Annotated in this window: 16 protein-coding genes and 2 pseudogenes; 11 read left to right on the top strand and 7 right to left on the bottom strand. The window is 41.2% G+C overall.

What is annotated here, in order from left to right; all coding sequences use genetic code 11:
• Window positions 1-41 precede the first annotated feature (41 nt).
• The 3 genes and pseudogenes from KV40_RS18285 to KV40_RS18280 all read left to right on the top strand — a co-directional run bounded on the left by KV40_RS18285 (window position 42) and on the right by KV40_RS18280 (window position 3838).
• Window positions 42-2708 carry a glucosidase gene (locus KV40_RS18285; RefSeq protein ID WP_036484551.1) on the top strand — a complete coding sequence of 889 codons (2667 nt, stop codon included), beginning with the start codon at window positions 42-44 and terminating at the stop codon, window positions 2706-2708.
• Window positions 2709-2766: 58 nt separating this feature from the next.
• Window positions 2767-2859, top strand: a pseudogene (locus KV40_RS37355) (IS1 family transposase); the annotation flags it as partial.
• Window positions 2860-2963: 104 nt separating this feature from the next.
• Window positions 2964-3838: pseudogene (locus tag KV40_RS18280) on the top strand (DNA adenine methylase).
• Window positions 3839-4022: 184 nt separating this feature from the next.
• Here the strand turns inward: KV40_RS18280 and KV40_RS18275 are convergent.
• Together KV40_RS18275 and KV40_RS18270 are read right to left on the bottom strand one after the other, a co-directional pair.
• Window positions 4023-5093, bottom strand: a complete 1071-nt coding sequence (locus KV40_RS18275) for a spore photoproduct lyase family protein (protein ID WP_052055752.1) — start codon at window positions 5091-5093, stop codon at window positions 4023-4025.
• A gap of 171 nt (window positions 5094-5264) precedes the next feature.
• The gene (locus KV40_RS18270) at window positions 5265-5660 is read right to left on the bottom strand and encodes a VOC family protein (RefSeq protein WP_036484548.1); all 396 of its coding nucleotides are present in this window, start codon (window positions 5658-5660) and stop codon (window positions 5265-5267) included.
• A 333-nt stretch (window positions 5661-5993) separates the two neighbouring features.
• On the opposite strand from KV40_RS18270, the gene KV40_RS18265 reads away from it, so the two are divergent.
• From KV40_RS18265 to KV40_RS18255, 3 genes are all read left to right on the top strand, one after another.
• The gene (locus KV40_RS18265; protein WP_052055751.1) at window positions 5994-7403 is read left to right on the top strand and encodes an ABC transporter substrate-binding protein; all 1410 of its coding nucleotides are present in this window, start codon (window positions 5994-5996) and stop codon (window positions 7401-7403) included.
• 153 nt (window positions 7404-7556) lie between these two features.
• Window positions 7557-9992, top strand: a complete 2436-nt coding sequence (locus tag KV40_RS18260) for a response regulator (RefSeq protein WP_036484545.1) — start codon at window positions 7557-7559, stop codon at window positions 9990-9992.
• 180 nt (window positions 9993-10172) lie between these two features.
• A complete protein-coding gene (locus tag KV40_RS18255; protein WP_036484542.1) occupies window positions 10173-10469 on the top strand; it encodes a Mo-dependent nitrogenase C-terminal domain-containing protein in 297 nt (98 codons plus the stop codon).
• Window positions 10470-10861: 392 nt separating this feature from the next.
• Here the strand turns inward: KV40_RS18255 and KV40_RS18250 are convergent, their stop codons facing one another.
• The 4 genes from KV40_RS18250 to KV40_RS18235 form a co-directional block, all read right to left on the bottom strand.
• Window positions 10862-11710, bottom strand: coding sequence for a nitrate ABC transporter ATP-binding protein (locus KV40_RS18250; RefSeq protein WP_036484539.1), 849 nt, complete (start codon window positions 11708-11710; stop codon window positions 10862-10864).
• 96 nt (window positions 11711-11806) lie between these two features.
• Window positions 11807-13807: a nitrate ABC transporter ATP-binding protein gene (locus KV40_RS18245; RefSeq protein ID WP_036484535.1), complete on the bottom strand. Its 2001-nt coding sequence runs from the start codon at window positions 13805-13807 to the stop codon at window positions 11807-11809.
• Between the two features lie 112 nt (window positions 13808-13919).
• Window positions 13920-14741, bottom strand: coding sequence for a nitrate ABC transporter permease (gene ntrB / locus KV40_RS18240; protein WP_371260800.1), 822 nt, complete (start codon window positions 14739-14741; stop codon window positions 13920-13922).
• A gap of 124 nt (window positions 14742-14865) precedes the next feature.
• Window positions 14866-16224, bottom strand: a complete 1359-nt coding sequence (locus KV40_RS18235) for a CmpA/NrtA family ABC transporter substrate-binding protein (RefSeq protein WP_036484530.1) — start codon at window positions 16222-16224, stop codon at window positions 14866-14868.
• Between the two features lie 951 nt (window positions 16225-17175).
• Between KV40_RS18235 and KV40_RS18230 the strand changes: the two genes are divergently transcribed.
• The 3 genes from KV40_RS18230 to KV40_RS18220 all read left to right on the top strand — a co-directional run bounded on the left by KV40_RS18230 (window position 17176) and on the right by KV40_RS18220 (window position 21427).
• On the top strand, window positions 17176-18906 hold the full coding sequence (locus KV40_RS18230) for a diflavin flavoprotein (RefSeq protein WP_036484528.1): 1731 nt from the start codon (window positions 17176-17178) through the stop codon (window positions 18904-18906).
• A 93-nt stretch (window positions 18907-18999) separates the two neighbouring features.
• Entirely contained in the window at window positions 19000-19500 is a 501-nt protein-coding gene (locus KV40_RS18225; RefSeq protein WP_036484994.1) for a phosphate-starvation-inducible PsiE family protein, read from the top strand.
• 190 nt (window positions 19501-19690) lie between these two features.
• Window positions 19691-21427, top strand: a complete 1737-nt coding sequence (locus KV40_RS18220) for a diflavin flavoprotein (RefSeq protein WP_036484526.1) — start codon at window positions 19691-19693, stop codon at window positions 21425-21427.
• 16 nt (window positions 21428-21443) lie between these two features.
• On the opposite strand, the gene KV40_RS18215 is transcribed toward KV40_RS18220, so the two are convergent.
• Complete coding sequence (locus KV40_RS18215) at window positions 21444-22796, bottom strand: cytochrome P450 (protein WP_036484524.1); 1353 nt, start codon at window positions 22794-22796, stop codon at window positions 21444-21446.
• A 547-nt stretch (window positions 22797-23343) separates the two neighbouring features.
• On the opposite strand from KV40_RS18215, the gene KV40_RS18210 reads away from it, so the two are divergent.
• Complete coding sequence (locus tag KV40_RS18210; protein ID WP_036484522.1) at window positions 23344-24816, top strand: leucyl aminopeptidase; 1473 nt, start codon at window positions 23344-23346, stop codon at window positions 24814-24816.
• Window positions 24817-25026: 210 nt separating this feature from the next.
• Window positions 25027-26574 carry an iron uptake porin gene (locus tag KV40_RS18205; protein WP_036484520.1) on the top strand — a complete coding sequence of 516 codons (1548 nt, stop codon included), beginning with the start codon at window positions 25027-25029 and terminating at the stop codon, window positions 26572-26574.
• Window positions 26575-26647 lie beyond the last annotated feature (73 nt).

Here is a 26647-nt window from a genome sequence, read left to right as displayed (position 1 = left end):
TTCTCACTTTAAATTAATTAATTTATTAACATTAACTACTGATGTCAGCAGAATCCCGCCTTACAGCAGAAGAAATTAGACTTAAAGAAGACCGTGAAAGAACAGCCTACTGGCGCAGATGGGGGTCGTATTTGAGCGATCGCCAGTGGGGAACGGTAAGAGAAGACTACAGTAAAGATGGTGAGGCTTGGGATTATTTTAGTTTTGAACAGTCACATTATCGCGCTTATCGTTGGGGAGAAGATGGCATTGGAGGTATTTCAGATAACCATCAGAGAATTTGCTTTGCGTTGAGTTTTTGGAACGGCGAAGATCCGTTTTTAAAAGAAAGATTATTTGGTTTGACTAACAGTCAGGGCAATCATGGAGAAGATGTTAAAGAATATTATTTTCAACTGGATAATACTCCTTCTCATGCCTACATGAAATTTCTTTATAAATATCCCCAGCAGGCTTTTCCCTACGAAAGATTACTACAAGAAAATCAAGATCGGGGATTAAACGATCGAGAGTTTGAATTAATAGAAACAGGAATATTTGATGAAGATAAATATTTTGATATTACAGTAGAGTACGCCAAAGAAACCGATGAAGATATTTTAATTAAAATCGAAATTATCAACAGAAGTGACGAAACTAAAACGCTACATCTATTGCCTAATCTATGGTTTCGTAATACTTGGTCGTGGGGCTATGAAGTAGAAAAACCCAAACTAAAAATATACGATCGCTGCGATGAGTATAGTACCATCGAAGCCGAACAGTCCGATCTGGGTAAAAGATGGCTATATTGCAATTCTCAACCGCAACTGTTATTTACCGAAAATAATACCAACTATCGACGCCTGGCTTCTAGAAAAAACGAATCACCATACGTTAAAGATAGTTTCAATAGCTATGTAGTTGAAGGTAACAAAAATGCCGTCAATCCAGACAATATTGGCACTAAATTCGCTGCCTATTATCAGTTAGAAATAGATCCAGGCGATACCAAAGTTGTCAAATTGAGACTATGCGATAATCCAGAGATCGAATCACCTTTTGGAAGCAACTTCGACAATACTTTTCGGACTCGCTTGCAGGAAGCAAATAAGCTTTACCAGCGCATCTGTCCTCACGAAAAAAATGAGGAGTTATGTAATATCAAGCGTCAGGCTTTTGCAGGGTTATTGTGGAATAAACAATATTATCATTACGTTATCGATACCTGGTTAGAAGGAGATCTCGCCCAGCCCGATCCACCAGAACAGCATAAACATGGCAAAAATAGCGACTGGGTACATCTGCATACCGATGATGTAATTTCCATGCCCGATAAGTGGGAGTATCCTTATTTTGCCGTATGGGACTTGGCGTTTCACATGATTCCAATGGCAGTGATCGATCCTGATTTTGCTAAAGAACAGTTAGATCATTTAACTCGCGAGTGGTATATGCACCCCAACGGGCAACTTCCTGCATATGAATGGGATTTTAACGGTGTAAACCCTCCAGTACACGCCTGGGCTGCATGGCGCGTTTATACTATCGAACGGAAAATGTATGGACGTTGCGATAAGAAATTTCTAGAACGAGTTTTTCAAAAACTACTGCTCAACTTTACCTGGTGGGTCAATCAACAAGATCGAGATGGTAACAATGTTTTTCAGGGTGGCTTTCTCGGCTTGGACAACATTGGCGTATTCAATCGTGGTGGCGAACTACCTACGGGAGGCGAACTATCTCAATCCGACGGTACGAGTTGGATGGCAATGTACTGCCTGGATTTATTAACTATTGCTTTAGAGTTAGCGCGGGACAACGAAGTATATGAAGATATTGCCAGTAAATTCTTCGAGCATTTCCTTTATATTGTCGATGCCATGAACCATTTTGGCACGGAAGGCTCGGATTTATGGAACGAAGAAGATGGTTTTTACTACGACGTATTAAATTTACCTAACGGTAAAAGCATAGATTTAAAAGTGCGATCGCTCGTCGGTTTGATTCCCCTACTTGCAGTTACCACCATAGAACAAGAAACTATGGAAAAACTCAAGGGATTTAGCGGTAGAGTAGATTGGTTTGTCAATAATCGTCCTCAACTCAGTAGCAATCTTGCCTGTATGGAAGGTTGCGATAACCACTCACGTCGACTGCTGGCAATAGTCGATCGAGAGAGATTGCGCCTGTTATTACAAAAAATGCTCGATGAAACCGAGTTTTTTAGCGATTATGGCATTCGTTCGGTATCTCGCTATCATCAAGAGCATCCCTATACATTTAAGACTAACGGTGATGAATATACAGTTGCCTACGAACCTGCCGAGTCACCCACCTATATGTTTGGCGGTAACTCCAACTGGCGTGGTCCCATTTGGTTTCCGATTAATTATTTATTAATTGAAGCTTTGCAAAAATTCGATTTTTATTACGGGGAAGATTTTAAAATCGAATGCCCTACGGGTTCGGGTAAGATGTTGACTCTGTGGGAAGTCGCTTTAGAGTTAGAAAAAAGATTGATTAGTATGTTTTTACGCAATGAGTCGGGATGCAGACCAATTTATGGCGACTTTGCTAAATTTCAATCAGATCCCTACTGGCGCGATTTAATACTGTTCAATGAATACTATCATGGTGACAACGGTGCGGGTTTGGGTGCATCCCATCAAACAGGCTGGACAGCTTTAGTAGCCAAGTTAATTATGCAGCGAGGAGAATATTGTTAAGCGTTGGCGCAATTTGAGAGATGTAATTAAACGGAATACTTCGATTCCTAGATTATAGCGTAAGACCTTCTGCTACTCTAAGTCTGTGGATATGCTGGAGTCTTCCATTAGCTTATTGCTATTTTATCTAAAGTTCAAAACTATACCTGCTTCTATCAAAAGCATTACATACTTACCAACGCCATTAATAGCAATAATGTTACTCTGGACGAGCGGAAAAAACTATTTACAATTTTTGGTAAATCATACATAGAAATGCGATCGCCTCAAACAAATATTCCAAAACGCGGTACAAATACTAAACCCAAACCTTTTATCAAATGGGTGGGAGGCAAAACCCAATTATTGCCAGAATTGTCATCGCGTATACCTCAAGATTTTGCTAACTATTTTGAACCTTTTGTTGGCGGTGGAGCATTGTTTTTTTTTTGCAACCAGAACAAGCCATTTTAGTCGATATCAATAAAGAACTGACTAACGCTTATAAAGTAATTAAGAATCGAACCGATGAACTAATTGCCGAGCTTCAGAGAGTACGAGCAAAGTACTGCCTTGCGATCGACCGAAAAGAATATTACTATCAAATTCGCAATGTCGATCGCACTGAAGAATATAAAACCTGGTCTGACGTGCGACGAGCCAGCCGATTAATTTATTTAAATAAAACCTGTTTTAATGGATTGTATCGCGTCAACTCTAGAGGAGAATTTAATACTCCTATGGGCAGGTACAAAAATCCCAAAATTGTTGATGAAATCAATTTAAAAGCCTGTAGTCAAGCACTTCAAACAGTAAAAATCATTACTGGTTCGTTTTTTGAGATTGAAGAACTAGTTACTAATAACGATTTTGTCTATTTCGATCCTCCCTATGCACCGTTAAACGCTACGTCTAATTTTACAGAATACAGTATGAAAGGGTTTGATCGCCAAATGCAGTTAAACCTGAGAAATCTATGTCGGCGTTTAGATAGTCGGGGCGTGAGATTTATGGTTTCTAACTCTCATGCACCATTAATACTCGATCTCTATCGAGAGTTTAAAATTGAATTGGTCTATGCCAGTCGAGCGATTAATTCTAAAGCTAGTAAGCGAGGTAAAATTCCTGAAGTAATAGTTACGAACTATTGAAGATGGGCGTTGCATCATCACGAGATGGTTTAGGCGAACTTAGGGAGGAGGCGATGGGAAAACTAAAGGTTCTCTCTACTAGAGATTTCTACCCATCTTCCTGTCTCCATTTCTCTTTTACCTTTTTTCCCTGAATAACGAAACCAAGTAATGTCCTTAATTTACTAACGTAATGATATATAAGCTACGTCCAATAAAGAATTTTTGCTTGAGGAAATCTAGTAGTAATTTGCTCTGCGATAAAGCTGCGTAACTGTTCCATCGTTTCTTTTTCGTAAACGTATTTTACTCCACCAAACTTGTTGCGTTTCTGGCTGCGTTCGGACTCGTTTAAATTCAATTTGCTGTTAGGATACCAGCTTTGCAACACCTCTTTTGATTTGGGAGTGAAACGGTGAGTAATTAATTCAAAAGTTAAATCGCAATCAAAATCTAAAGCTTTACTCAGGCGATCGCATAACTCTGTATAATGATGCTGCCAATTGTCGATCGCCATAATTGGTGCGATAACCAAACCTACCCGATAGCCGCCACCACCGCGTTCTTTAGGTAAAGCCAACCTGCGTAGTGCTTGCAACCGCTCGTCAACACTAGCCGTACCGCCTTCAAGATAGCGATTTACAGGAGCAGCATTAATACTAAAGCGGCAACGAGTACGATTGTTATGCGGTAAATCTAATAATTCGTCTACGGCATCAAATTTAGACACCCAGCGTAGTGTGGCACGTTTGCGAGTGCCAAAATAGCGGATACATTCGGCTAAACTACCAGTAAGATGTTCGATCCCCAAAGGATCGGTATAGCAACTAACTTCAAAACTGGTTTCTCGATTTTGTCGTTCGTAATTACTCAAATTAGCCAAAATTTGCGGCAAATTGGCATAAACTTTCACTACGGGAGGACCTGAAAGACTTCCTGCTAAGTAACAATACTGACAGTGTGCGGGGCAACCCTGTGCTAAGTGAAACTGCCAGTCGGCAGAAGGAGGAATAGGCTTTAGTTTGAGTTGACTGGGAGGTGCGTTGACTATAGCCAAAGTACGTTTGGCAACGCTATAGGTTTCCCGTTCGTTTTCACCCCGCAAACCAGTTATACGATTGGATTTTAACTCCGTTACTGGCAGATTAAACTTTCGTACCCGCTCTAAAATCTGTTGTCCCCAGGCTTCTTCTCTTGCCGCAGGAGTAATTAATACTTGTTCTGGCAACCACAGGTGAGTTTTAGAACTAGCTTTTGAAGATTGACTGACTACCATTTAAGATCTACATTTGGTGTTACTTCGATCTTAAAAAAAGTTTGCCAAAAAAGTTAGCTAGTTAAAGGACGGATCGCACCACTTGGCGATGTAGCGCGATCGCTCTCTGCGCGCTGCCTTCGACAATCGCGAGAGCCAATCGCCTCAAGCTAACAAATGATTTTCGCTATATTAGCCAGTTAGTTCGTAAATACCGATTAAATTGCGGTCGGGATCGCGTAGGTAAATTGTTTTAATTCCCCAGTCAGGACGATACATGGGTTGAGTTTCAAAACTCACGCCTTTTTCTTTGAGGCTGCTGCAAGTGTCTTCGAGATTGGGCGTAGTAAAAATTAAGGCTAAATTATCTTGCCGCTCTACAGGTAAAGATTCCGAGCGAGAACCAATAATTTTTGCCATTGACTGACGTTTAATTAAGTTTAGCATCGTATTTCCCAGCCTTAAATCGGCTTCTTCTCTAGTATCGCCTTCGTAAATTAAGTCAAATTCCAGTATTTTTTGATAGAAATCGAGACAAGCCTGATAATCACAAACTAGTAGCCTGGTTCCTTTGTAGGTAATATTCATCGGTTACATAGAGCCTCACGCGCTGGTTATAAAAAAATCATATCTGGATTTCGCGATCGATTTTTCAAACTGAATAATTAATTCTAAATTTAGTAGCTATGCGCTCGCTTTGAGCAATGAGCAATGAGCAATGAGCAATGAGCAATGAGCAATTATCAGTCATTATTGTTTATTTTTCTCTGTTCATTGATAATAAGTCAGAGGTTGAAAGCGATCGCTTGCTCGAAGTTGCCACCAATGAAAAAAAATTGTAAAAATTCTCTAGTTCTTCCCGATTAAAGTGTATTTTTAAGGGCAACTTTGGAGGATAAATTGCGATCGCTTGCTGAAAATATGAGGAAATCGTTGGGTTGTAGTTTGAAAAAGTGCTGCATTTATCTGGCGATCGCTTGTTGCTTAATAGTTATTTCCTGTTCTAATAACTTAAAATCAACACAAACTTCTGCTGTAGAAACGGCTGACCAAATCCCTACTCTAAATATCTGGTGGGAAAAAGGTTTTAATTTGGAGGAAGATGAAGCGTTACAAACTGTTGTAGATGATTGGGAAAAGTTAACTGGCAACCAAGTTAATCTGTCTTTTTTTACAGCTAGCGAATTAGCCACAAAAGTTAAAAGAGCGGTTCGAGCGAATAACACCCCATGCTTGATGATGAGTCAAACAGCAGATCGAACTTTATATCCTCGTTTGGCATGGCAGGGAAAACTAGAAGATGTCTCAGATATTATCGAGCCAGTTAGAGATTCTTATTCAGAAAATATTTTAAAGGCAGCTACTTACTACAATAGCACCTTAGATCGGACTAGTTATTATGGCGTACCCGTCCATCAAAGTACGATATTTATTTTTTACTGGCAACAGTTATTAGCTTCAGTTGGTTTATACCAGCAAAATCTGCCTCAAGATTGGGATGATTTCTGGCAATTTTGGCAACAAGCACAATTAAAGTTAAAAACGCGACAAGATCGAACCATTTATGGATTGGGGTTGACTTTTGCCAACAGAGGGACTGAAGATCTTTACTTCTTTTTCGAGCATATTTTAGAAGCCTTTAATGTTACTCTGATTAATTCACAAGGAGAACTCTTAGTAAATCGCCCTAAAGTACGTCAGGGAATTATAAAAGCGTTAGACTGGTACACCCAACTATACAAACAGGGGTTTGTTCCCCCAGATACGGTCAATTGGTTGAATACCGACAATAATCTCAATCTACTCAACCGAATCGTACTAATGACTCCCAACGTCACTCTTTCCATACCTGCTGCAATTCGCCAGGATTCAGACACTTACTACAATAAATTGAGAATTTCAGAATTTCCCCACAAACCCAACGGCGAACCAATGCGCTATATCATTAGCGTCCGTCAGGCAGTTATTTTTCGCAATTCTCCTCATGTATCTCTAGCTAAAGAGTTTTTGCAATATCTGATTCAGCCTGAGATTACAGCCAAATATCTTCAAAATTCGGGTAATCGAAATCAACCAGTACAAAAACAAGTTTGGGCAAATCCTCTCTGGCAGCAAACTAGCGATCCTTATCTAGCTACTGCAACTAAAATTTTAAACCAAAGTCCGACTCGCTTATTTTACGTCGTCGATAATCCCGCTTATAGCCAGGTGCTGGAAGAAAACATCTGGGGCAAAGCTTTAAATCGAATAATTATTGCTAATATATCTCCCCAACAAGCTGCTGATGAAGCTATTGCTAGAATCGAACAAATTTTTCAAGAATGGAAATAGCTGGTTTTGTTACCTTGGAGAGATTTAATTGTAAATAAAATCGAGTATTTGACCTCTACGCAAACATACTTTATATAAGATAATTACTAGAAATAAATCAAAGCGCGATCGAGCAAAATAATTAATAATTAATGAACGCTGGCAGTGTCGCCAATGAAGTTACCGCAGTTATCCCTTACAACCAAGATCGCCAATTATTTTTTGCTGTTGGCGTTGATAACTGTAGGAGTAGTAGGGGGAGTGGCATATTTTCGAGCTAGAAAAGCTCTACAGCAGGCTGCATTCGATCGCCTCAGTGTAGCTGCAACTTTAAAAGAAGAAGAAATTACTCGCTGGTTTGAAGACCAACAGCGCGATTTTCTACTTTTTACCCAAATGCCAGATGTTGCAGCCAATCTCAATGTACTGCTCGATTCGAATAGCGAAACAGAAAAAAAAACCGCATATGAGGTACTGACTCGCTACTTAAAACAAGTAAAACAAATCAAACCTAGCCTAAGAGAAGTATTTGTTCTCGATCGCAGCAACAAAATCGTACTTTCAACCGATAAACAGCGCGAGGGAAACTATGAAATTCTCGCCAATATTACCTATGTTGAAAAAGTCGAGACGGGAACTGACTTTGCGCCCATATTTTATGTTTCCCCAATAACCAGAAAACCAGCTATTACCTTAGCCAAACCTTTAAAAGATCGTCAGGGAATGATTTTAGTAGATCTAGATCTCGAACGTATAGATCGCATTGTGCGCGAAAAAACTGGTTTGGGAACGAGTGGTGAAGCTTATTTAGTTGGTTCTTTGATTAGTAAAAACTCTTTTATTGCTGGAAAATCTTCTGAGCCTATATCGACTTTGTCAGGCGGTATTAGCAGTGCTGGTATTGATGCGGCCATGAGTGGCATGAGCGGTTATGGACTCTATCGCAACTATCAAAAATCTTCAGTATTAGGAGTTTATCGCTGGCTTAACGAACAGGATATCGCTTTGCTAGTTGAAATCGATCAGGCAGAAGCCTTCTATCCCGCACGTCAGCTTGCTAGCGCGATTATTCTGGTAGGACTGATATCTGTATTGGGACTGCTAGTAGGAGTCAATTGGCTATCGCACCAGCTAAATCTTTCCCGTCAGGAGTTAGAAAGATCGAGTCGGCAATTACAAATTAAAGCCAGAGAAGCAGAATCTGCCAATCGGGCTAAGAGTCTATTTTTGGCTAATATGAGTCATGAGTTGCGAACACCCCTCAACGCAATTCTGGGTTTTTCTCAACTGTTAGCAAGAGACAATACTACTATCTCTGCTACGCAAAAAGAATATTTAGATATTATCAATCGTAGTGGCGAACATTTACTAAATCTGATTAATGACATTTTGGAAATGTCTAAGATTGAAGCGGGAAAAACTACCCTGAATCTCGAAACCTTCGATCTGCATCTACTTTTGCAAACTATTCGCGATATGTTTCAAATTAGAGCCGCCGCCAAGCAGCTTTGGTTTGAATTTGTCCTCGCACCCAATCTACCACAGTATGTAATTAGCGATCCGCGCAAACTACGCCAACTATTAATCAATCTTTTGAGTAATGCCGTTAAATTTACTGAATCTGGAGGAGTAACACTTTTGGCTACTGTTGGCAATTTTGACCAGACTAAACTAATAAGCAAGCAAGCCAAACTCTGCTTTGAAATATCGGATACGGGAACGGGAATTGCCTCCAAAGAATTAGACAGTTTATTCAATCCCTTCGTACAAACTCTCAGCGGCTCTCAAGCAGAAGAAGGTACGGGTTTGGGATTGGCAATTTGTCGTCAATTCGTTGAATTGATGGGTGGTAAAATTTGGGTTGAAAGTACTTTAGGAGCGGGTTCTACTTTTGGTTTCGCTCTGATAGTACAGCCAGTAGAGCCTCCCCAACAAGAAAATGCCTATGAGCGTGTGAAAAAAATCGCACCAGGACAAACCCAATATCGCATTGCCGTAGTAGACGACAAACAAACCAATCGCCAGGTACTGGTTGAGTTATTACAGTCAGTGGGGTTTGAAGTGCGCACTGCTAGTAATGGTGTTGAAGCGATCGAGCTATGGCAACAGTGGCAGCCTCATTTTATTTGGATGGATATGCGAATGCCAGTTATGGATGGCTACAAAGCTACGGAGCAAATTAGAAAAGCTAATGGTAAAGAAGTAACAATTGTAGCTATTACTGCTTCTGCCTTTGAAGAACAAAAAGGCAAAGTATTACAGGCTGGATGCGATGATTTTGTCCGCAAACCATTTTCCGAACGAGTTATTTTTGATAAATTGACGCAGTATTTAGGCGTAAAATTCGTTTATGAATCTGATGAAGTTATCGTTTCGAGGACGGAACCCGCAAACGAATCGGTCGATGTTGACGAACTCAAAACCTTACCAGCAGAATTATTAAGAGAGCTACATCAAGCTGCGATCGCTGTAGATGCCGAACAAATTACACAGTTAATCGAATCTATTCCAGCCAGTCATCAGCATATTGCCCAGGCGATTACCGCCATGACGCGCAACTATGACTTTGATGAGATTGTTAACTTAACTAAAGCCTCCTCTAATTCTTAAATTTTGAGAGTTTAGGTGCATGAATAATCAGATAGACAAAATATCTGCCGCTAACATCAAAAAATGCAGCGCTCAAAAGATAAGTTTTGTCAATTAAAGATAAAATATTTTTATATTAAAAATACTTAATAATTTTGTTAACTTATTAAAAGAGAAACGAAAGTTAAGCACAAATTAAAAATGACAGCTCCAATTCAAAATTTTCACCAGAAATCTATAAATCTTTGGCAACCACTTCAAAAGTGGCTTGAAGGCTTAGAAATACAAGAAGCACAAACAGCACGACGCATTGTTAAATTAATTCCCAGTCAATGCCCCTTTGCCAGAGACGTACGGGTTTTCGGTAGAGTTATTTTTCGGATTCCAGCTTTGTGCAAATTAAATCCTTTATACGAGCAATTGATGGGATTGCGGTTTCGCGCACTCTGCTTTCTTGCCGACACCTGCGGAGAAGATATTACGCCTTATTGCTGGTAATCAAACCAAAATTTGAGAATTTTGAATTTTTTAGCGTTTTGTCGGTCGAAAAACTTAGAGCATTTACTAATGAGAGCACATTATAGCGAACACTTGTTGTTTAGATAGGTTGCTTTATTGGCAAGTCTTATGACAAATTTAAAGTGTTAACCATTTCCCGCTCTCATTAGAAACCAGGATTAACTTATGGTTGCACTCTCACATACTAACCAAGCGACTAGATTTACTATTGCTAGATCTACTATTGAAAGACTAACTCTACAAACTTACTACTTGCGCTATCGAAACTTAGCGTAAGTAGTAGGTTGAGGCACGAAACCCAACCTACATTTTTAATCTCATCTATCTAGCTAGTTTCGAGAAATGGTATAACCTCAAAGCGTACTGCTATATCAAGCAGCATCTTCGTCGTGAGCAAAGCGATTGTAAAGAAAATCCAGGGCATAATTACGCAGGTCGTAATATTCGGGCTGTTCCATAATGCGATCGCGATCTCTAGGACGGGGAAAATCGATCTTGAGAATTTCGCCAATACCAGCAGCAGGACCATTAGTCATCATTACCAAACGGTCTGCTAGAAACAAAGCCTCATCGATATCGTGAGTAATCATCAACACCGTACAGCGATGTTCGTTCCAAATTTTGAGCAGTTCTTCCTGTAGTTCTTCTTTAGTAATCGCATCCAATGCCCCAAAGGGTTCGTCTAAGATTAAAACTTCGGGACGAATAGCCAGGGCACGGGCAATAGAAACCCGTTGTTTCATCCCCCCAGAAATTTGGGTGGGTTTTTTCTCTGCTGCTTCGCTCAAGCCTACCATATTGAGATGTTCGCGAACGATGGCACGCTTTTCTCGTTCGGATTTTTTCTGATGAACCGAATCTACCGCCAGATAAACATTATCAAACACCGATAGCCAGGGTAATAAGGCATAGTTTTGAAATACTACCATGCGATCGGGTCCTGGTTCGGTAATGGTTTTTCCCGCCACCGTTACCATGCCTGTAGTCGGTCGGGTAAAACCAGAAACCATATTCAAAAGGGTAGACTTACCACAACCAGAGTGACCGATAACGCAAATAAATTCCCCTTCATCTACTGTCAAATTAACGTTTTCTAAAACGGTGTAAGAACCAGTAAGAGTAGGATAAACTTTGGAGACGTTTTTAATTTCAACAAAGGAAGAATTTTGCGTCGAACGTTGAAACTGTAATTCTACTAATTTTCTGTTAGAAGCTTGCATGGGTAAAAAAGTTAAAAGTCAAAAGTTAAAAGGCAAAAGTTAAAGATGAACGATGAAAAAAATAGAAAGTTCATCACTCATCATTCGTAATTAAAATTACGCAGCAATAGGCGTTGGAGATTCAAAATGCACTTCAGCAATAGTGAAGTTGCGTTCGATATCCAAGTGATTGAGATAACCGATAGGATCTTCGGCATCAAAAACAACGCCGTCGAATAGCTTAATAGGACTGCGACGATATTTAAGATCTCCCAATTCCAGTTCCCTGGTAGCGGTACTAAAAGTACTTACCCGACAAACACGTTCGAGAATTTCTACCCAGTTACGGGGGAAGGGAATATGTCCCCAACGCGCCATCTGGGTCATCATCCAAAGATGTTCGGTGCGACTGGGACGGTTTAAACCATCGCCAAAGAACATGTGGTGGGCGTATTCAACATGTTCGTCTAAATTACAGCTATAGTTTGTCGGCGTACCTAGTTGAATATATTCTTCTTTGGTAGCTAAATACTGACGACTAGCCAAAATCTCTCTAATTTCTTGATGATTGGCTTCATCAGCACAATAATGACCAGCTTCTAACAGGGCTTTTACCAGAGCAACATGAGTGTTGGGATAGCGATTTGCCCAATCTTCTCTAACTCCCAAAACTTTACCTGGATGCCCCTGCCAAATTTCCATATCGGTAGCGACGGTAAAACCGTGTCCTTCCATCGCGGCGCGGAGATTCCAAGGTTCACCCACACAATAACCGTCAATAGTTCCTGCTTTAAGGTCGGCTACCATTTGGGCGGGGGGAATAGTTTTGAGTTCTACATCTTTATCGGGATCGATGCCTCCTGCTGCCAACCAGTAGCGCAATAAAATGTTGTGCATTGAGGAGGGATGTACCATTCCCAGGGTATGCTTTTCGCCATCCAGGGCAAGTAGCTTTTGTTTGTATTTGGCAGCAGTAATTATCCCTCGCTCGTAAAATTTCTGTGCCAGAGTAATACCGTTACCATTACGAGTCATGGTCAAAGCAGTAACGATGGGTAAAGGACGATCCTGGTTTCCTCCTGCGGTCAACCAAGTAGGCATCCCTGCGGGCATCTGTGCCGCATCGAGATAGCCTCCGATAATACCATCGACAATACCGCGCCAACTAGTTTCTCTGGCGAGACTAATTTCATCCAAACCGTGTTTGCTAAAAAAGCCCTTTTCCTTGGCGATAGCTAATGGGGCACAAGCGGTTAGGGGAACGAAGCCAATTTCTAAATTTACTTTTTCCAAACCATGACGGGCAACTACAGCAGTTTTCTTTGCTCGTATTTTTTTAATCCGCTTTTGCTGGTTGAGGAAGTAGATAATTTCGCTGCGTAAGCTGTAGTAACTGGGATGGTTGACAACTTCCATGCGCTTGCGGGGACGGGGTATATCTACCTCTAAAATGCCGCCAATTTTGGATGCGGGACCATTGGTAAGCATCACTATTCGATCACTCAATAACACTGCTTCATCGACATCGTGAGTTACCATCACCGAAGTAACGTGATACTGTTCGCATATTCGCATCAATTGCTCCTGCAAATTACCACGAGTCAAGGCATCTAACGCCCCAAAAGGTTCGTCTAAGAGGAGGAGTTTGGGACGAATTGCCAAGGCACGGGCGATCGCCACCCTTTGTTTCATTCCTCCCGATAGCTGATTGGGGTATTTATCGACTGCATGACGCAACCCTACCAAATTAATATGTTCTTCTACTACCGATCTGCGTTCGGCTTTGGCGGCATTGCCCATTACCTCATCTACAGCCAGGGCAATATTTTGCCGCACTGTCAACCAGGGTAGCAAAGAGTAGTTTTGAAACACTACCATGCGATCGGGTCCTGGTTCTTTAATTTTCTGTCCTTCTAGAGTGACTATCCCGTCGGTAGGTAAATCTAACCCCGCAATCGTGTTTAACAGCGTCGATTTACCACAACCAGAGTGACCGATTAAAGAAATAAATTCACCTTTTTTAATTTGTAAGTCGATACCTTTGAGGGCAATATATTCACCGCCCCCGCTGAGAGGAAAAACTTTTTCAAGTCGATCTACTGCAACAAATACGCTCATGATTTTTCAGGAAATAGGGAATAGGGAACAGAGAATAGGGAGTAGGTAGCGGATAAATAAATAATTTGAATCTTTAAACCTAGAATCCGAAACCTAAGACCTTTTGACTTTTCTAAGATTGGGGGGCAATTAACTTGTGCAAATAGGCGATCGCCCGATCTAAAATTAAACCCACCGCACCTATATAGATAACCGCCAAAATAATCTCGCTGATGTAGTTTTGCTGATAGGCATCCCAGATAAAAAAGCCGATGCCAACAATACCCGACATCACAATTTCGGCGGCGATAATTGCCAACCAAGCCAAACCGATACCAATTCTCAAACCAGTAAAGATATAGGGCAGGGCAGAAGGCAAGAGAATTTTGAAAAAGAACTTATGATTGGAAAGTTTTAAAACTCGGCGTACGTTGAGATAGTCTTGAGGAATTTGGCGAACGCCCTCGGTAGTATTAATTAGAATGGGCCAAACTGAGGTGATAAAGATTACGAAAATCGCCGCAGGTTGATTTTGTTGTAGGGCAACCAAAGCGATGGGAACCCAAGCCAGAGGTGCAACCATGCGTAAGAATTGGAAAATTGGATCTAAAGCTTTATTGATTAAGGGCTGCGTTCCCACTAAAATACCAGTGCCGATGCCAATCAAAGCGGCTAGAGAATAGCCCTGTGCCACTCTACCCAAACTTGCCATCGTCTGCCAAAATAAACCCTTATCCAAACCACCGCGATCGTAAAAAGGATAGAGTAATAAAATTCTGGTTCTCTCATCCGTCCATAAGCTGGTAGGTCCTGGCAATCTCATCCCTGGCAGCATGGCAAAGAGTTCCCAAAGAATTAAAAAGCCAAGAATCCCAATTAGAGGCGGCAAAATATTGTCTTTGTTTTTTTGCCATAACGAGGCGAACTTGTTACTCCTCGCGCTATTTCTACGCATTCTCGGTGTACTGACAGCCATGATTATTATTGCTCCTTCTTAAAATATTTCTTTGGTAAACTATCGGGCGATTTGCTCCTGGCGGAGTCTGCTAGGAAACGCGCACCAAGACACGTCCCTACTGTTAAACATTTTTAATTTCCAGGCTATTTAGATATGCTTCTGGATTTTGGGGGTCAAATGTTTTACCATCAAAAAACTTCTCCACGCCTCTTGAGGTACTAGCGGGTATATCGGCGGTAAATCCTGCTTCTGTTGCTGCTTCTTTCCACAAGTCTTCGCGGTTGACGCGATCGATTATCTGTTTGGCTGTATCGATATCGGAAATGGCATCTTTATGGAAACCCCAACGCATACTTTCGGTTAAAAACCATAGGTCGTGACTTTTATAGGGATAGGAAACATTACCAATACCATCTTTCCAATACAAAGGACCCATCATTTTATCCTTAATTTCTGCTTTGCCATCCCCCATCTTGTAATCCCCTTTGTAAGGAGGTACTAAAATATCTTCTGGTACGTTAAAGTAATTACGCCCAGCTACAATGCTGACAACTGCTTCGGTATTATTGACTCCATCGATCCACTGCTGCGCTTCCATCAATCCTTTAAGTAAAGCTTTAGTTGCTTTGGGATTTTTATCTACCCAATCTGCCCGAATTGCCAAATATTCTTCGGGGTGAAACTTCCAAATTTCCGCAGTCAAAGCTGCCATAAACCCGATATCTTCAGCAATAATGCGATAGGGCCAAGGATCGCCCGTACTAAACGCATCCATCGTGCCGTTACGCATCCCCTGTACGGTTTCGGGAGGAGGTACGGCTAATAAATCAATATCTTTATCTGGATCGACACCACCCGCAGCAAACCAATAGCGAATCCAAAAATCTTGATTGACATTGGGAAAAGTATGAGCAGCTTTAAATTTTCTGCCTTCAGTTTTGGCATAGTTTTTAACAAATTCGGCGGCGTTTGAAATATCTAAACCCAATCCCTTGCCCTGGTTTTTACCAGCGATCGCAATTCCATTGCCTTGAGTGATTAATTGCGCCAATAGATACATCGGCACTTTGTTACCGTTAGTAATAATTCCTTCACTAATTAGATGGGGCATGGGCATTTGCCACTGACCACCATCGATGCCGCCACCTTCCGAACCAATGGTGACGTTATCCCTCGCTGATGCCCAGTTTGCCTGCTTGGATATTTCCACATCGGTCATGCCATATTTGGCAAAAAAGCCTTTTTCTTTGGCAACAATTAGCGGTGCAGCTTCCACAATGGGAATGTAACCCAAAACAACCTTGGTCGTCTCTGGCATCATTTCTGGACTAATCTCGGCTGCTTCTACTTGTTCTGTAACGGCTGTTCCTACTGGTTCGGGTGGATTACCCAAACATCCTTTGAGAAACACGGCACCTATTCCAGAAGCAGCAGCGGTGGTTAAAAATCTACGTCGAGAAAATCGCGAATAATTGGACATAAAACCTCCTAACTATCCATGTTTTCGAGCGGACAGTTTAATTTAATAAAGTCTGGAAAAATTGTTAGCAAAATTTTTTGATATTCGATATATAAACGAATACATCGGCTCTAAACAAATATCAAAGGCAAAATCTATTGTTTTTTAGGTAATTCTTAATTTGTTTTAATCTATTCTAAGAGAATAAGTATAAGACTATCATAAAATAAAAAAACATTTGTTTTTTTCTATGCTAAAAAAATTGATTTGAATGATAATTTTTTTTTAACTCATAGTTGACTTACCTATTTTGGGCAGTTTTCGGCTTTAGTATCGATATTTTTTAATCGTATATATTGCTTTTTATTTAGAGTTACATTTTGTTAAAGAACAAGGAATGAATCTAATATTGATAAAACTAAATTGTAGTTATAGGCTAATAGTTTAAAACACAAACGAACATAACAAAAGCTATATCGATTTGTGCAAATACAAGTGTATTTATTTCTGCTCGCAGCAAAAAAATAGTAAAACCCAATAGTTTATAAATTCCAACAAAAGTCTAAAAATAGTTTGAAAATATCAAATAAAATTGGCTTTGAGTTAAATTGCATAAAATCTGAAAAAGAATGCTATCTATAGGTTTTGTAAGGCAAAAAACTAAGTTAAAACTGCTGTAAAGTAATAAATCGCTGGGATTTACTCGTTTGGTTCGAAAAAATACTATAGGTAATTATCTTGTCAAACCATTTGGTTTTAGCTCGATCTAACTAAATTGATAAGCATAGTTAATCGGTATATTTAAAAATAAACATTTTACAAATTAGTGTGTAAAACGTAAATATAAAAGAAGAAACATTACAGCAATGAAGTCAGCAAAATATTGCAGTTGTTTTTGACAATAGAGCGAAAAAAATACGGATAAAAAAAGCCGCTCGATAAAAATTTAGAGCATTTAACTAGGAGTAACTGATGGTTGCACTCACACAAACTAACCAAACGACTAGAGCTAATACTGAAAGACTAACTCTACAAACTAGCGAAATTGCCTCAGAAACTACCGCTATTCGGTGTCTCGATTGGGATCGCGATCGCTTTGATATCGAATTTGGCTTACAAAACGGCACTACCTACAATTCTTTTATAATTCGAGGCGACAAGCTAGCGTTAGTGGATACTACTCACGCTAAGTTTCGACATCTATATCTGGAGTTATTGACAGGTTTAATAAATCCCAAGCAACTCGATTATTTAATTATCAGTCATACCGAACCCGACCATAGTGGTTTGGTGAAAGATGTCTTGGCGTTAGCACCCCAGGTTACGGTAATTGGTGCCAAGGTAGCGATTCAATTTTTAGGAAATATGGTACATCAGCCGTTTGAGTATCAAATAGTTAAAAATGGCGATCGCTTAGATTTGGGCAACGGACACCAATTAGAATTTGTTTCTGCTCCCAACTTACACTGGCCCGATACCATTTTTACCTTCGATTACAAAACTCAAGTTCTTTATACTTGCGATGCCTTTGGGATGCACTATTGCGACGAACCGACTTTTGATGAAGATTTAGAACTAATTGAGGCAGACTTTGAATATTACTACGACTGTTTAATGAAGCCTAATGCCCGTTCGGTTTTAGCCGCCATCAAGCGGATGAGAAAATTAGAGCTAGAAACCATCGCTACGGGACACGGTCCATTGTTACAATACCATCGCCGCGAATTAGTAGATCGCTATCAGCAATGGAGTCAAGCACAAGCCAAAACCGATACCTTGGTCGTACTGTTCTATTCTGAATATGGTTATAGTGACGAGCTTGCCAGAGCGATCGCCCAGGGAATCACCAAAACTGGAGTAGCAGTAGAATTAATCGATTGGAACGATACCGAACCGCAAGAAGTTAGAGAGTTGGTAGCGCAAGCGGCAGGATTGGTATTGGGAATGCCAGCCCAGTCGAACACAGAAGCCCAGGCGATACTCAGTACCGTTCTAGCAGCCGCACACCACAAACAGGCGATCGCCTTATTTGAAGTTGGTGGTGGCGAAGACGAACCAATTTATCCCTTACGCAATAAATTTCAAGAAATCGGCTTGAGCGAAGCTTTTCCGCCAATTTTAATCAAACAAGCCCCAGATCGGGCAATCGAGCAAATTTGCGATGAAGCTGGTACGGATTTGGGACAGTGGTTGACCCGCGATCGCACTATTAAAAAAATGAAAGCGATCGATAATAGTCTAGAAAGAGCCTTGGGTAGAATCAGCAATGGTTTGTATATTATCACCGCTCGCAAAGGCGATATTTCCAGCGCAATGGTGGCATCGTGGGTAACGCAAGCTAGTTTAAAACCTTTAGGAATTGCGATCGCCGTAGCTAAAGATCGGGCGATTGAATCTTTCTTGCACATTGGCGATAGTTTTGTGTTGAATGTTTTAGAAGAAGATAATTATCAGCATTTAATCAAACATTTTCTCAAACGTTTTCCCCCTGGTGCAGATCGCTTTGAAGGGATCGAAATCGTACCTGCGACTAATGGTTCGCCGATTATTGCCGAATCTCTAGCATATATCGAATGTGAAGTAAGCAACCGCTTGGAATGCAGCGACCACTGGATTGTTTATAGCACCGTAAAAGCCGGCAGAGTAGCCAAGCTAGATGTTTTAACCGCCGTTCATCATCGCAAGGTAGGAAATCATTATTAAACATTAAACGTTGAACATTAAACATTGAGCATTTGATAAATGGTCAATGATAAATGCTCAATGAAAAGAGCTAACAATCAACAATTAAATATGATGCACAAATTTGCCGACACTTCCCCAACTCCTTGGTACAAATTGCTAAACAGCAGTAGCGTGATTCAAATTTTGGAGTTTATTCAAGATTTAATTATTATCTCGCTCTGTATCGGTCTATTTAGCTTCATGGCAATTCAGTTACGAGAGTTGTTTGTTTCTCTACTACCGCCGCTCAATTTTCCTATGGTCACGGCTGACATATTGTTTTTGCTGATTTTAGTAGAACTGTTTCGCCTTTTAATCATTTATTTGCAAGAACGCCGCATTTCTATTGGTGTTGCTGTCGAAGTCTCTATCGTTTCGGTTTTAAGAGAAATCATCGTCAAAGGAATTTTAGAAACTCCTTGGAGTCAAGTTTTGGCTACTTGTTCTTTTTTACTGGTTTTAGCTGTTTTGCTAGTAGTCCGAGTTTGGCTACCTCCTACATTTGAAGGCATAGATCCCGAACAAAAAGTATCCGAACGACATAAAAAACAAGCAGTGAACAGTAAACAGTGAACAATGAACAATGAACAGTGAATAATACAGACGATAAATGCTTAATGATGAATGTTAAATGTTAAATGATAACTGCTCATTGCCAATTGCCAAAAGGTTAGACATTTTAGTTTTGTCTTTTAACTTTTGACTTTTAACTTTTAACTTTTTTACACCTCCAAACCCGTATAAACCAAATCTCCAAAAAATCATGTTACAAACAAATTTTAAAACGATACCCGCTAGACCAAGAGATGTCCAAGTTGCAAATATTGGTACGAACACTCAGGTATTGCGATCGCGTACTTGGGAAAGACTGAAGTTTGAAGTGGAATATTCTCGTCAAAAAGGCACGACTTCTAATTCTTATCTCATTGAAGCCGATAAAACTGCCTTAATCGATCCGCCAGGACAATCTTTTACACACATTTATCTAGAAACTTTAGATCGGTATCTCGATTGGCAAAAATTAGATTACATTATCCTACAGCACGTCAATCCCAATCGCTTAGCAACACTACAGTTGCTTGCAGGCAAAGCACCGCAGGCGCAAATAATTTGTTCCAAACCCGCAGTTAATGCCCTCAAAGCTGCTTTAATATTTCCCGAACGTCAGACTCGAATACGAGTAGTTAGAGAAAACGACACTCTAGATTTGGGACAAGGACACCGACTACAATTTATTAGCGTTCCTACCCCCCGTTGGGTTGATGGTTTGTGTACCTACGATCCCCAAACCAAAATTCTTTACAGCGATAAATTCTTTGGCTCGCATATCTGCGATAAAGCTATCTTTGATGAGAACTGGAAACAATTAGATTCCGACCGCCGTTTTTATTTCGACTGTCTTCACGCTACTCAGACCAAACAATTAGAGTCGGCTTTAGCTAAATTCGCACCCCTTACCAGTAAAATTTATGCACCCGCTCATGGCTCTTTAATTAAATATAGCCTCAGTCGCTTTAGCTACGACTATCAGCAGTGGTGTCAGCAACAAACTAGTCAAGAATTTAAGGTGGCTCTGCTATACGCTTCTGCCTATGGTAACACTGCCAATCTTGCCAATGCGATCGCCCATGGTGCGCTTCAGTCTGGTGTAGCGGTAGAATCGATTAACTGCGAACTTGCCACACCAGAAGAAATTACTCAGGCTGTTCGAGCTTGTGATGGTTTTATTATTGGTTCGCCGACTTTAGGGGGTCATGCGCCAACGCAAATTCAAACCGCACTGGGAATTATTCTGGCTAACGCAGCCAAAACCAAGTTAGCGGGAGTATTTGGTTCCTATGGTTGGAGTGGCGAAGCGATCGATGTGTTGGAAAATAAACTACGGGATGCTCATTACAGCTTAGGGTTTGAACCAATCCGCGTACGTTTTAGTCCTACTACTTTAGATCTGAAAGATTGTATTCAAGCAGGTGAAGAATTTGCGCGAAAATTGAAAAAAAACAAACGCCTGCGGACTCCACGTCAAGGAATAACAGAAACTCAGATCGATCGCACCGAACAAGCAGTAGGCAGAATTGTCGGTTCTCTCTGCGTACTGACTAGCTGCGAGGGCGACGAACACAGCGGTGTGCTAACTTCCTGGGTATCTCAAGCAACTTTTAATCCTCCTGGGATTATGATTGCCTCCCCAGAACCAGCTATTGATTCGACACAAAATCCTGGGGATAAATTGGTGCTAAATATCCTTAATGAAGCAAAAAATGTCCGAAGAAACTTTAGCGATCGCCAGAGTAATTCCTTCAACGACTTAACTACTAAAACCGCTAGTAACGGTTGTTTAATCATTGAAGAAGCCTTAGCTTATTTAGAATGTACAGTTCAAAATCGGATCGAATCTGGCGATCGCACTTTGGTTTATGCCACAGTCGATCGCGGTGAAGTATTAGAACCCAATGGCATCACCGCCATTCAACATCGTAAGTCTGGAAGTCATTATTAAGATCTTCCATTTCCCTCTAAGTTACGACCATCTGCAAATTGCTGGAAGGAGCTAGGGTTAGTCCCCGACGAGTCGGCTTAACGGGTCGATCGGTGGCTAGCTTTAACTCTAGTCGGGAGAAAATAGTTGCCAGTACCAGTTTCATTTCAAACTGAGCAAAGGCATAGCCGATACACAAACTGCTACCACCGCCAAAAGGCAAATATTCATAAGCCGAGAAGGTTCGCTCTAAGAAGCGTTCTGGTTTAAAGCGTTTGGGTTCGGGATAAATTTCTTGGCGATGGTGGGTTAGATAAATTGAAGGTATCAGCAAAGTACCTGGTTCAAAGTGATAGCCAAATATTTCTATTGGCTGTGTAACGCGACGGGGAAAAGTATTTACAGCTATAGGATAAATTCGCAGTGTTTCCTGGCAAATTGCTGTTAAATAGGGAAGTCGCGATACTGCTAGAGGATCTTCTTCGACAGAGATGGTGTTTAGTTCTGCCAAAAGTTTGTCTCTAATATCGGGAGAACGTTCGATCCAGTATATTGCCCAGGCGATCGCCGATGCCGTAGTTTCGTGACCTGCAAACAATAAAGTTATCAGTTCGTCTTTTAACTCATCATCGCTCATCGGTTGTCCTGCCTCATCTCTAGCTGCCAGTAGCAGTGAAAGAATGTCGTCGCCTCTGGTTTCAGGTTCGCTGCGTCGCTGGGCAATTTCGTTTAGCAAGATGCGATCTATTTCTTGTTTCTGACGCAAAAAATGTCCCCAGGGACTTTTAGCGCCCCAATCTTTTTGTAATAAAGGGAAAAACAGTAGTGTAGAACTAGCAGGAGAACCAATTGATTCGAGCATCGAAGTTAACAACTGTTGTAGTTTCAGATAACGATCGCCCGAATCAATGCCAAATACCGTACAGAGAATTACTTTTAAAGAAATTTCCTGCATTGCCGCGCGAACCGCAAAAGGTTGACCGACCTGCCATTTATTTGTTACCTGCCGAGCAATTTTAACGATAGTTTCTCCGTAGGTTTGCATCCGCGCACCGTGAAAAGGAGGCATCAATAGCTTGCGTTGTCTCTGGTGGCGATCGCCCCTTAATAACAATAAAGAATTTTCTCCTACTAAAGGCTGTAAAAGTTTATTGCGATCGCTAGAATCAAATACTTCTGGAGGTGCGGTAAAAATTTCCTTAATTGCTTCTGGATGATAAAAATACACCGTAGGTGGTGAATTTTTCTGAGGGAGAGTAAAACAATCTTCATACTGGCTGGCAAACATTTCCAGCATTTGCAACGGACGAACGATAAATCTTAGCAGTCGCAGTTGCGGTAGCGGAAATACAAAGGAACGATTGGGACCTGGAGGTAGTTTTGCCATCATTAGCTTGCTCTCTTACTTGGCTCGAATCTCACTAAAATTTATGTTAGCGATTTTCTATAACCGCTCGTCGTGAAAGAAAATTTAGCCAGATCTAATCTCCGAGTTATTTAGTCAGAGTCGCTCGGACAATATATAGCAGGGAACAGGGAACAGTAAGCAGTCAAGTTTAACTACAAGCGCGATTGGGCGAAGCTCGGCGGCAGAGCCGATCGCGCTTTGAATCAAGAATTGTTCATCGTTAACTGCTCATTGTAGAAAGGTTAGGCATTTTAGTTTTAACTTCTTGCTCCGTCAGTCGCTGGAGCGACTCGCCATCGCGAAGCGATGTCGGCGAACTCCAGTTCGCGCTGAGGAAACCGAGTCTAACGACTTGCTTCGCAACCAGCGCAGGCGGTGCGCTTTTGCTTTTTGCCTTTTAACTTTTGCCTTTTGTCTTTTGCCTCTTGCCTTACAAAAACGAGAAGTAACTTAGGCGATCGAGTAATTCCGTAATAGAAAACTTAAACTATATATAGTTGTTATTTCATCAGATAAAGACGAATACAGGATGCAGATTAAAGCAACCACAACATCATTATTAGATTGGACTGGCGATCTCCTCGCCGTAGGAATTTTTGAGGGCGAAACCGAACTTGCAGGAGATCTGGCAAAATTAGACGATAAATTAGCAGGTATCGTTAAAGAATTAATTGCCGAAGAAGAATTTGAAGGCAAGGCGGGAAGTACGATAACGAGTCGCGTGGGCAATAAAAACCCCGTACGCAAAATTGCCTTAGTAGGTCTGGGCAAATTAGAAGATTTAAAGCTAGATAGTTGGCGCAGTGCCGCAGCCGCGATCGCTCGTCTGGCAGCTAAAGAAAAATCTCTTGGCATCAGTCTGCCAGTAGGTTCGGAGGCAGCAGATAAGATCGCTCAAGCAATGGCAGAAGCAATTGTTTTGGCACTACATCAAGATAATCGCTTTAAATCCGAGCCAGAAGACAAGCAAACCAAATTAGAAACTGTAGACTTAATTGGCTTAAACGGTCAAGATGGGGCAGTGGCTAAAGGCGAAACCATCGCCTCTGGGGTAATTTTAGCCAGAGAACTGGTAAATGCTCCTGCAAATGCGATCGACCCCGTAGCTATGGCAGAAACCGCTCAAAAGCTTGCCGAAGAATGCGGTTTGGCAATTGAAATTTTAGAAAGAGATGCTTGCGAACAATTCGAGCAGGGTATGGGAGCTTATTTAGGCGTTGCTCAAGCTTCCGACTTGCCACCCAAGTTTATTCACCTTACCTATAAACCAGACGGAACTCCTAAAAAGAAACTTGCCATCGTCGGTAAAAGCGTAACCTTCGATTCTGGCGGTTTAAATCTCAAAGTAAGCGGTAGCGGGATCGAAACCATGAAAATGGATATGGGTGGCGGTGCGGCTACTTTGGGAGCGGCAAAAGCGATCGCTCAACTAAAGCCAGATGTAGAAGTTCACTTTATCTGTGCCGCAGCCGAAAATATGATTAGCGGTCACGCTATGCATCCAGGCGATATTCTCAAAGCTTCTAACGGTAAGACTATCGAGGTAAATAATACCGATGCTGAAGGTCGCTTGACTCTTGCCGATGCTTTGGTCTTTGCTGAGAAACTAGAAGTCGATGCGATCGTCGATCTTGCTACTCTTACTGGTGCCTGTATTGTGGCTTTGGGTAACAATATTGCTGGTTTGTGGAGTACCGATGATTCTTTAGCAGAGCAAATCAAAACCGCAGCCGAGTCGGCAGGAGAAAAATTCTGGCAGTTGCCGATGGAAGAAAAATATTTTGAAGGCTTAAAGTCACAGATCGCAGATATGAAAAATACTGGACCTCGTGCTGGTGGTTCGATTACTGCGGCTTTATTTCTCAAACAGTTTATTAAAGACACACCTTGGGCGCATTTAGATATTGCTGGTCCCGTGTGGTCGGACAAGCCAGACGGCATCGACAATAAAGGCGCGACTGGTTTTCCTGTAAGAACTTTGGTTAACTGGGTTACTAGTTAGGTTTTTATGCAAAGCTGGAGGGGAAACTATTGTTTCCCTTTTGTCATAGCTTTGTCTATTTTGGGTTTAATAACTACCCCAAAATGTATACCAAAATACAAAAAAATTAGAAAGAAGTCTGCTAATTTTATTCTAAATGTCGCCAAGTCTATACTACGTAGGATTACAGTAAATAGATCGAGCGGCTTATTTTATCAGGTGTGAGGAAAAATGTTCAAACTATTACGTAACTTATTGCTAGTCAGTCCCGCGATCGCTGGTATCGCTCTTGGCTTGCAGGCTTCGGCTTCAGCGCAAACTACAGCTAACGATAGTCAAATTCTCGATGGTGTAAATCGCTATAGTCAAGAAGGTAGCGTAGATTCTGTCAATCAAGTAACCAACGTCAATCAACTTCGCGACGTACAGCCTACAGACTGGGCTTATGAAGCTTTACGCAGTTTGGTAGATCGCTACGGATGTATTGCTGGCTATCCCAACCAAACCTATCGCGGTAGTCAAGCTCTGACTCGCTACGAATTTGCTGCTGGTTTAAACTCTTGCTTGAATCAAATCGAGCGTTTGATTGCTTCTTCAGAAGCTGTTACCAGAGAAGATTTAGATACTATGAGTCGTCTGGCTCAAGAATTTGAAGCCGAACTCGCTACTTTGGGCGGACGTATCGATAACATCGAAAGCCGCACTGCTTTCTTAGAAGATAATCAGTTTTCTACTACCACCAAACTCGAAGCTGAAGTTGCATTTGGTGTTGCTCATGAATTTAACTTCGATAACCAAACTGTCTTTCAAGATCGGGTTCGTTTAGCTTTTGTCTCTAGTTTCACAGGTGAAGACGCACTCTATACTCGTATAGACGCATCTAATGCAGGTACTTTTGACGGTATCGATACTGGAGCTTTAACCTATCAAACTTCCGATAGCGGTAACGATGTCGTTCTGGGCTGGTTGGCTTACTACTTTCCCATCGGTGATAAAATTGATGTCTATTTACCTGCGGCATATCCTTTGTGGGTAGACTTTGTTCCCTCTCTCAGTCCCTATCTCGATTCTTTTACAGGTGCGACTGGTTCTCTCTCCAGCTTTGCCGAATCTAGCCCGATTTACAAAATTGGTTTGGGTTCTGGCGGCGGTTTGGGTATAAACTTTACTCCCACAGAATTTATAACCGTCAGCGGCGGATATTTCTCCGATACCTCTTTCGATCCAACTGATGGCAATGGTCTAGCTAATGGCGGATACTCGGCATTAGGACAGGTAACTGTTAGTTTACTCGACGATAAGTTACAGGTCGCTGGTACATACGCCAGAGGTTACTTTACCGATGAAAACCCCACTATCTTCGATTTAGGTGTTGGTACTACTGCTGGTATCAATCCCTTCGACGCTGCTACCGCCACTAATTCGTATGGTGTTGAAGCGGCATTCCAATTTAACGATCGCATTGCCTTTAATGCTTTTGGTGTCTATACCGACGCTAGCGAACTAGGTACCGATGACGAAGCAGATATTTGGTCTTATGGTGCTGGTGTTGCTTTCCCAGACTTTGGTAAAGAAGGTAACTTGGCTGCCATTTTTGCTGGTGCCGAACCTTATGGTGAAACTGATGACATTCCCCTTCACCTCGAAGGTTTTTACAAATATCAGCTTAATGACAACATTTCGGTAACTCCTGGGGTAATTTACATTCTTTCTCCCAACGGCGACAGTGATGAAGACGATGCTATTATCGGCGTATTGAGAACTACCTTTACTTTCTAAACTAGAAATTTTAGTTTTTATTTAGCTAGAAAAATCAGAATTCTTTACGAAGAATTCTGATTTTTTTTGGGCT

This window comes from Myxosarcina sp. GI1 (assembly GCF_000756305.1).
GTDB lineage: Bacteria > Cyanobacteriota > Cyanobacteriia > Cyanobacteriales > Xenococcaceae > Myxosarcina.
The sequence above is the reverse complement of the archived record's forward strand: the minus strand, read 5'-3'. Positions and strand labels throughout refer to the sequence as shown.

Bases quoted from the DNA above. Each gene is read 5' to 3' on its own strand.
- KV40_RS18285 (WP_036484551.1), top strand. From the start codon at position 42: ATGTCAGCAGAATCCCGCCTTACAGCAGAAGAAATTAGACTTAAAGAA.
- KV40_RS18275 (WP_052055752.1), bottom strand. From the start codon at position 5,093: ATGGTAGTCAGTCAATCTTCAAAAGCTAGTTCTAAAACTCACCTGTGG.
- KV40_RS18270 (WP_036484548.1), bottom strand. From the start codon at position 5,660: ATGAATATTACCTACAAAGGAACCAGGCTACTAGTTTGTGATTATCAG.
- KV40_RS18265 (WP_052055751.1), top strand. From the start codon at position 5,994: ATGAGGAAATCGTTGGGTTGTAGTTTGAAAAAGTGCTGCATTTATCTG.
- KV40_RS18260 (WP_036484545.1), top strand. From the start codon at position 7,557: ATGAAGTTACCGCAGTTATCCCTTACAACCAAGATCGCCAATTATTTT.
- KV40_RS18255 (WP_036484542.1), top strand. From the start codon at position 10,173: ATGACAGCTCCAATTCAAAATTTTCACCAGAAATCTATAAATCTTTGG.
- KV40_RS18250 (WP_036484539.1), bottom strand. From the start codon at position 11,710: ATGCAAGCTTCTAACAGAAAATTAGTAGAATTACAGTTTCAACGTTCG.
- KV40_RS18245 (WP_036484535.1), bottom strand. From the start codon at position 13,807: ATGAGCGTATTTGTTGCAGTAGATCGACTTGAAAAAGTTTTTCCTCTC.
- ntrB (WP_371260800.1), bottom strand. From the start codon at position 14,741: ATGCGTAGAAATAGCGCGAGGAGTAACAAGTTCGCCTCGTTATGGCAA.
- KV40_RS18235 (WP_036484530.1), bottom strand. From the start codon at position 16,224: ATGTCCAATTATTCGCGATTTTCTCGACGTAGATTTTTAACCACCGCT.
- KV40_RS18230 (WP_036484528.1), top strand. From the start codon at position 17,176: ATGGTTGCACTCACACAAACTAACCAAACGACTAGAGCTAATACTGAA.
- KV40_RS18225 (WP_036484994.1), top strand. From the start codon at position 19,000: ATGCACAAATTTGCCGACACTTCCCCAACTCCTTGGTACAAATTGCTA.
- KV40_RS18220 (WP_036484526.1), top strand. From the start codon at position 19,691: ATGTTACAAACAAATTTTAAAACGATACCCGCTAGACCAAGAGATGTC.
- KV40_RS18215 (WP_036484524.1), bottom strand. From the start codon at position 22,796: ATGATGGCAAAACTACCTCCAGGTCCCAATCGTTCCTTTGTATTTCCG.
- KV40_RS18210 (WP_036484522.1), top strand. From the start codon at position 23,344: ATGCAGATTAAAGCAACCACAACATCATTATTAGATTGGACTGGCGAT.
- KV40_RS18205 (WP_036484520.1), top strand. From the start codon at position 25,027: ATGTTCAAACTATTACGTAACTTATTGCTAGTCAGTCCCGCGATCGCT.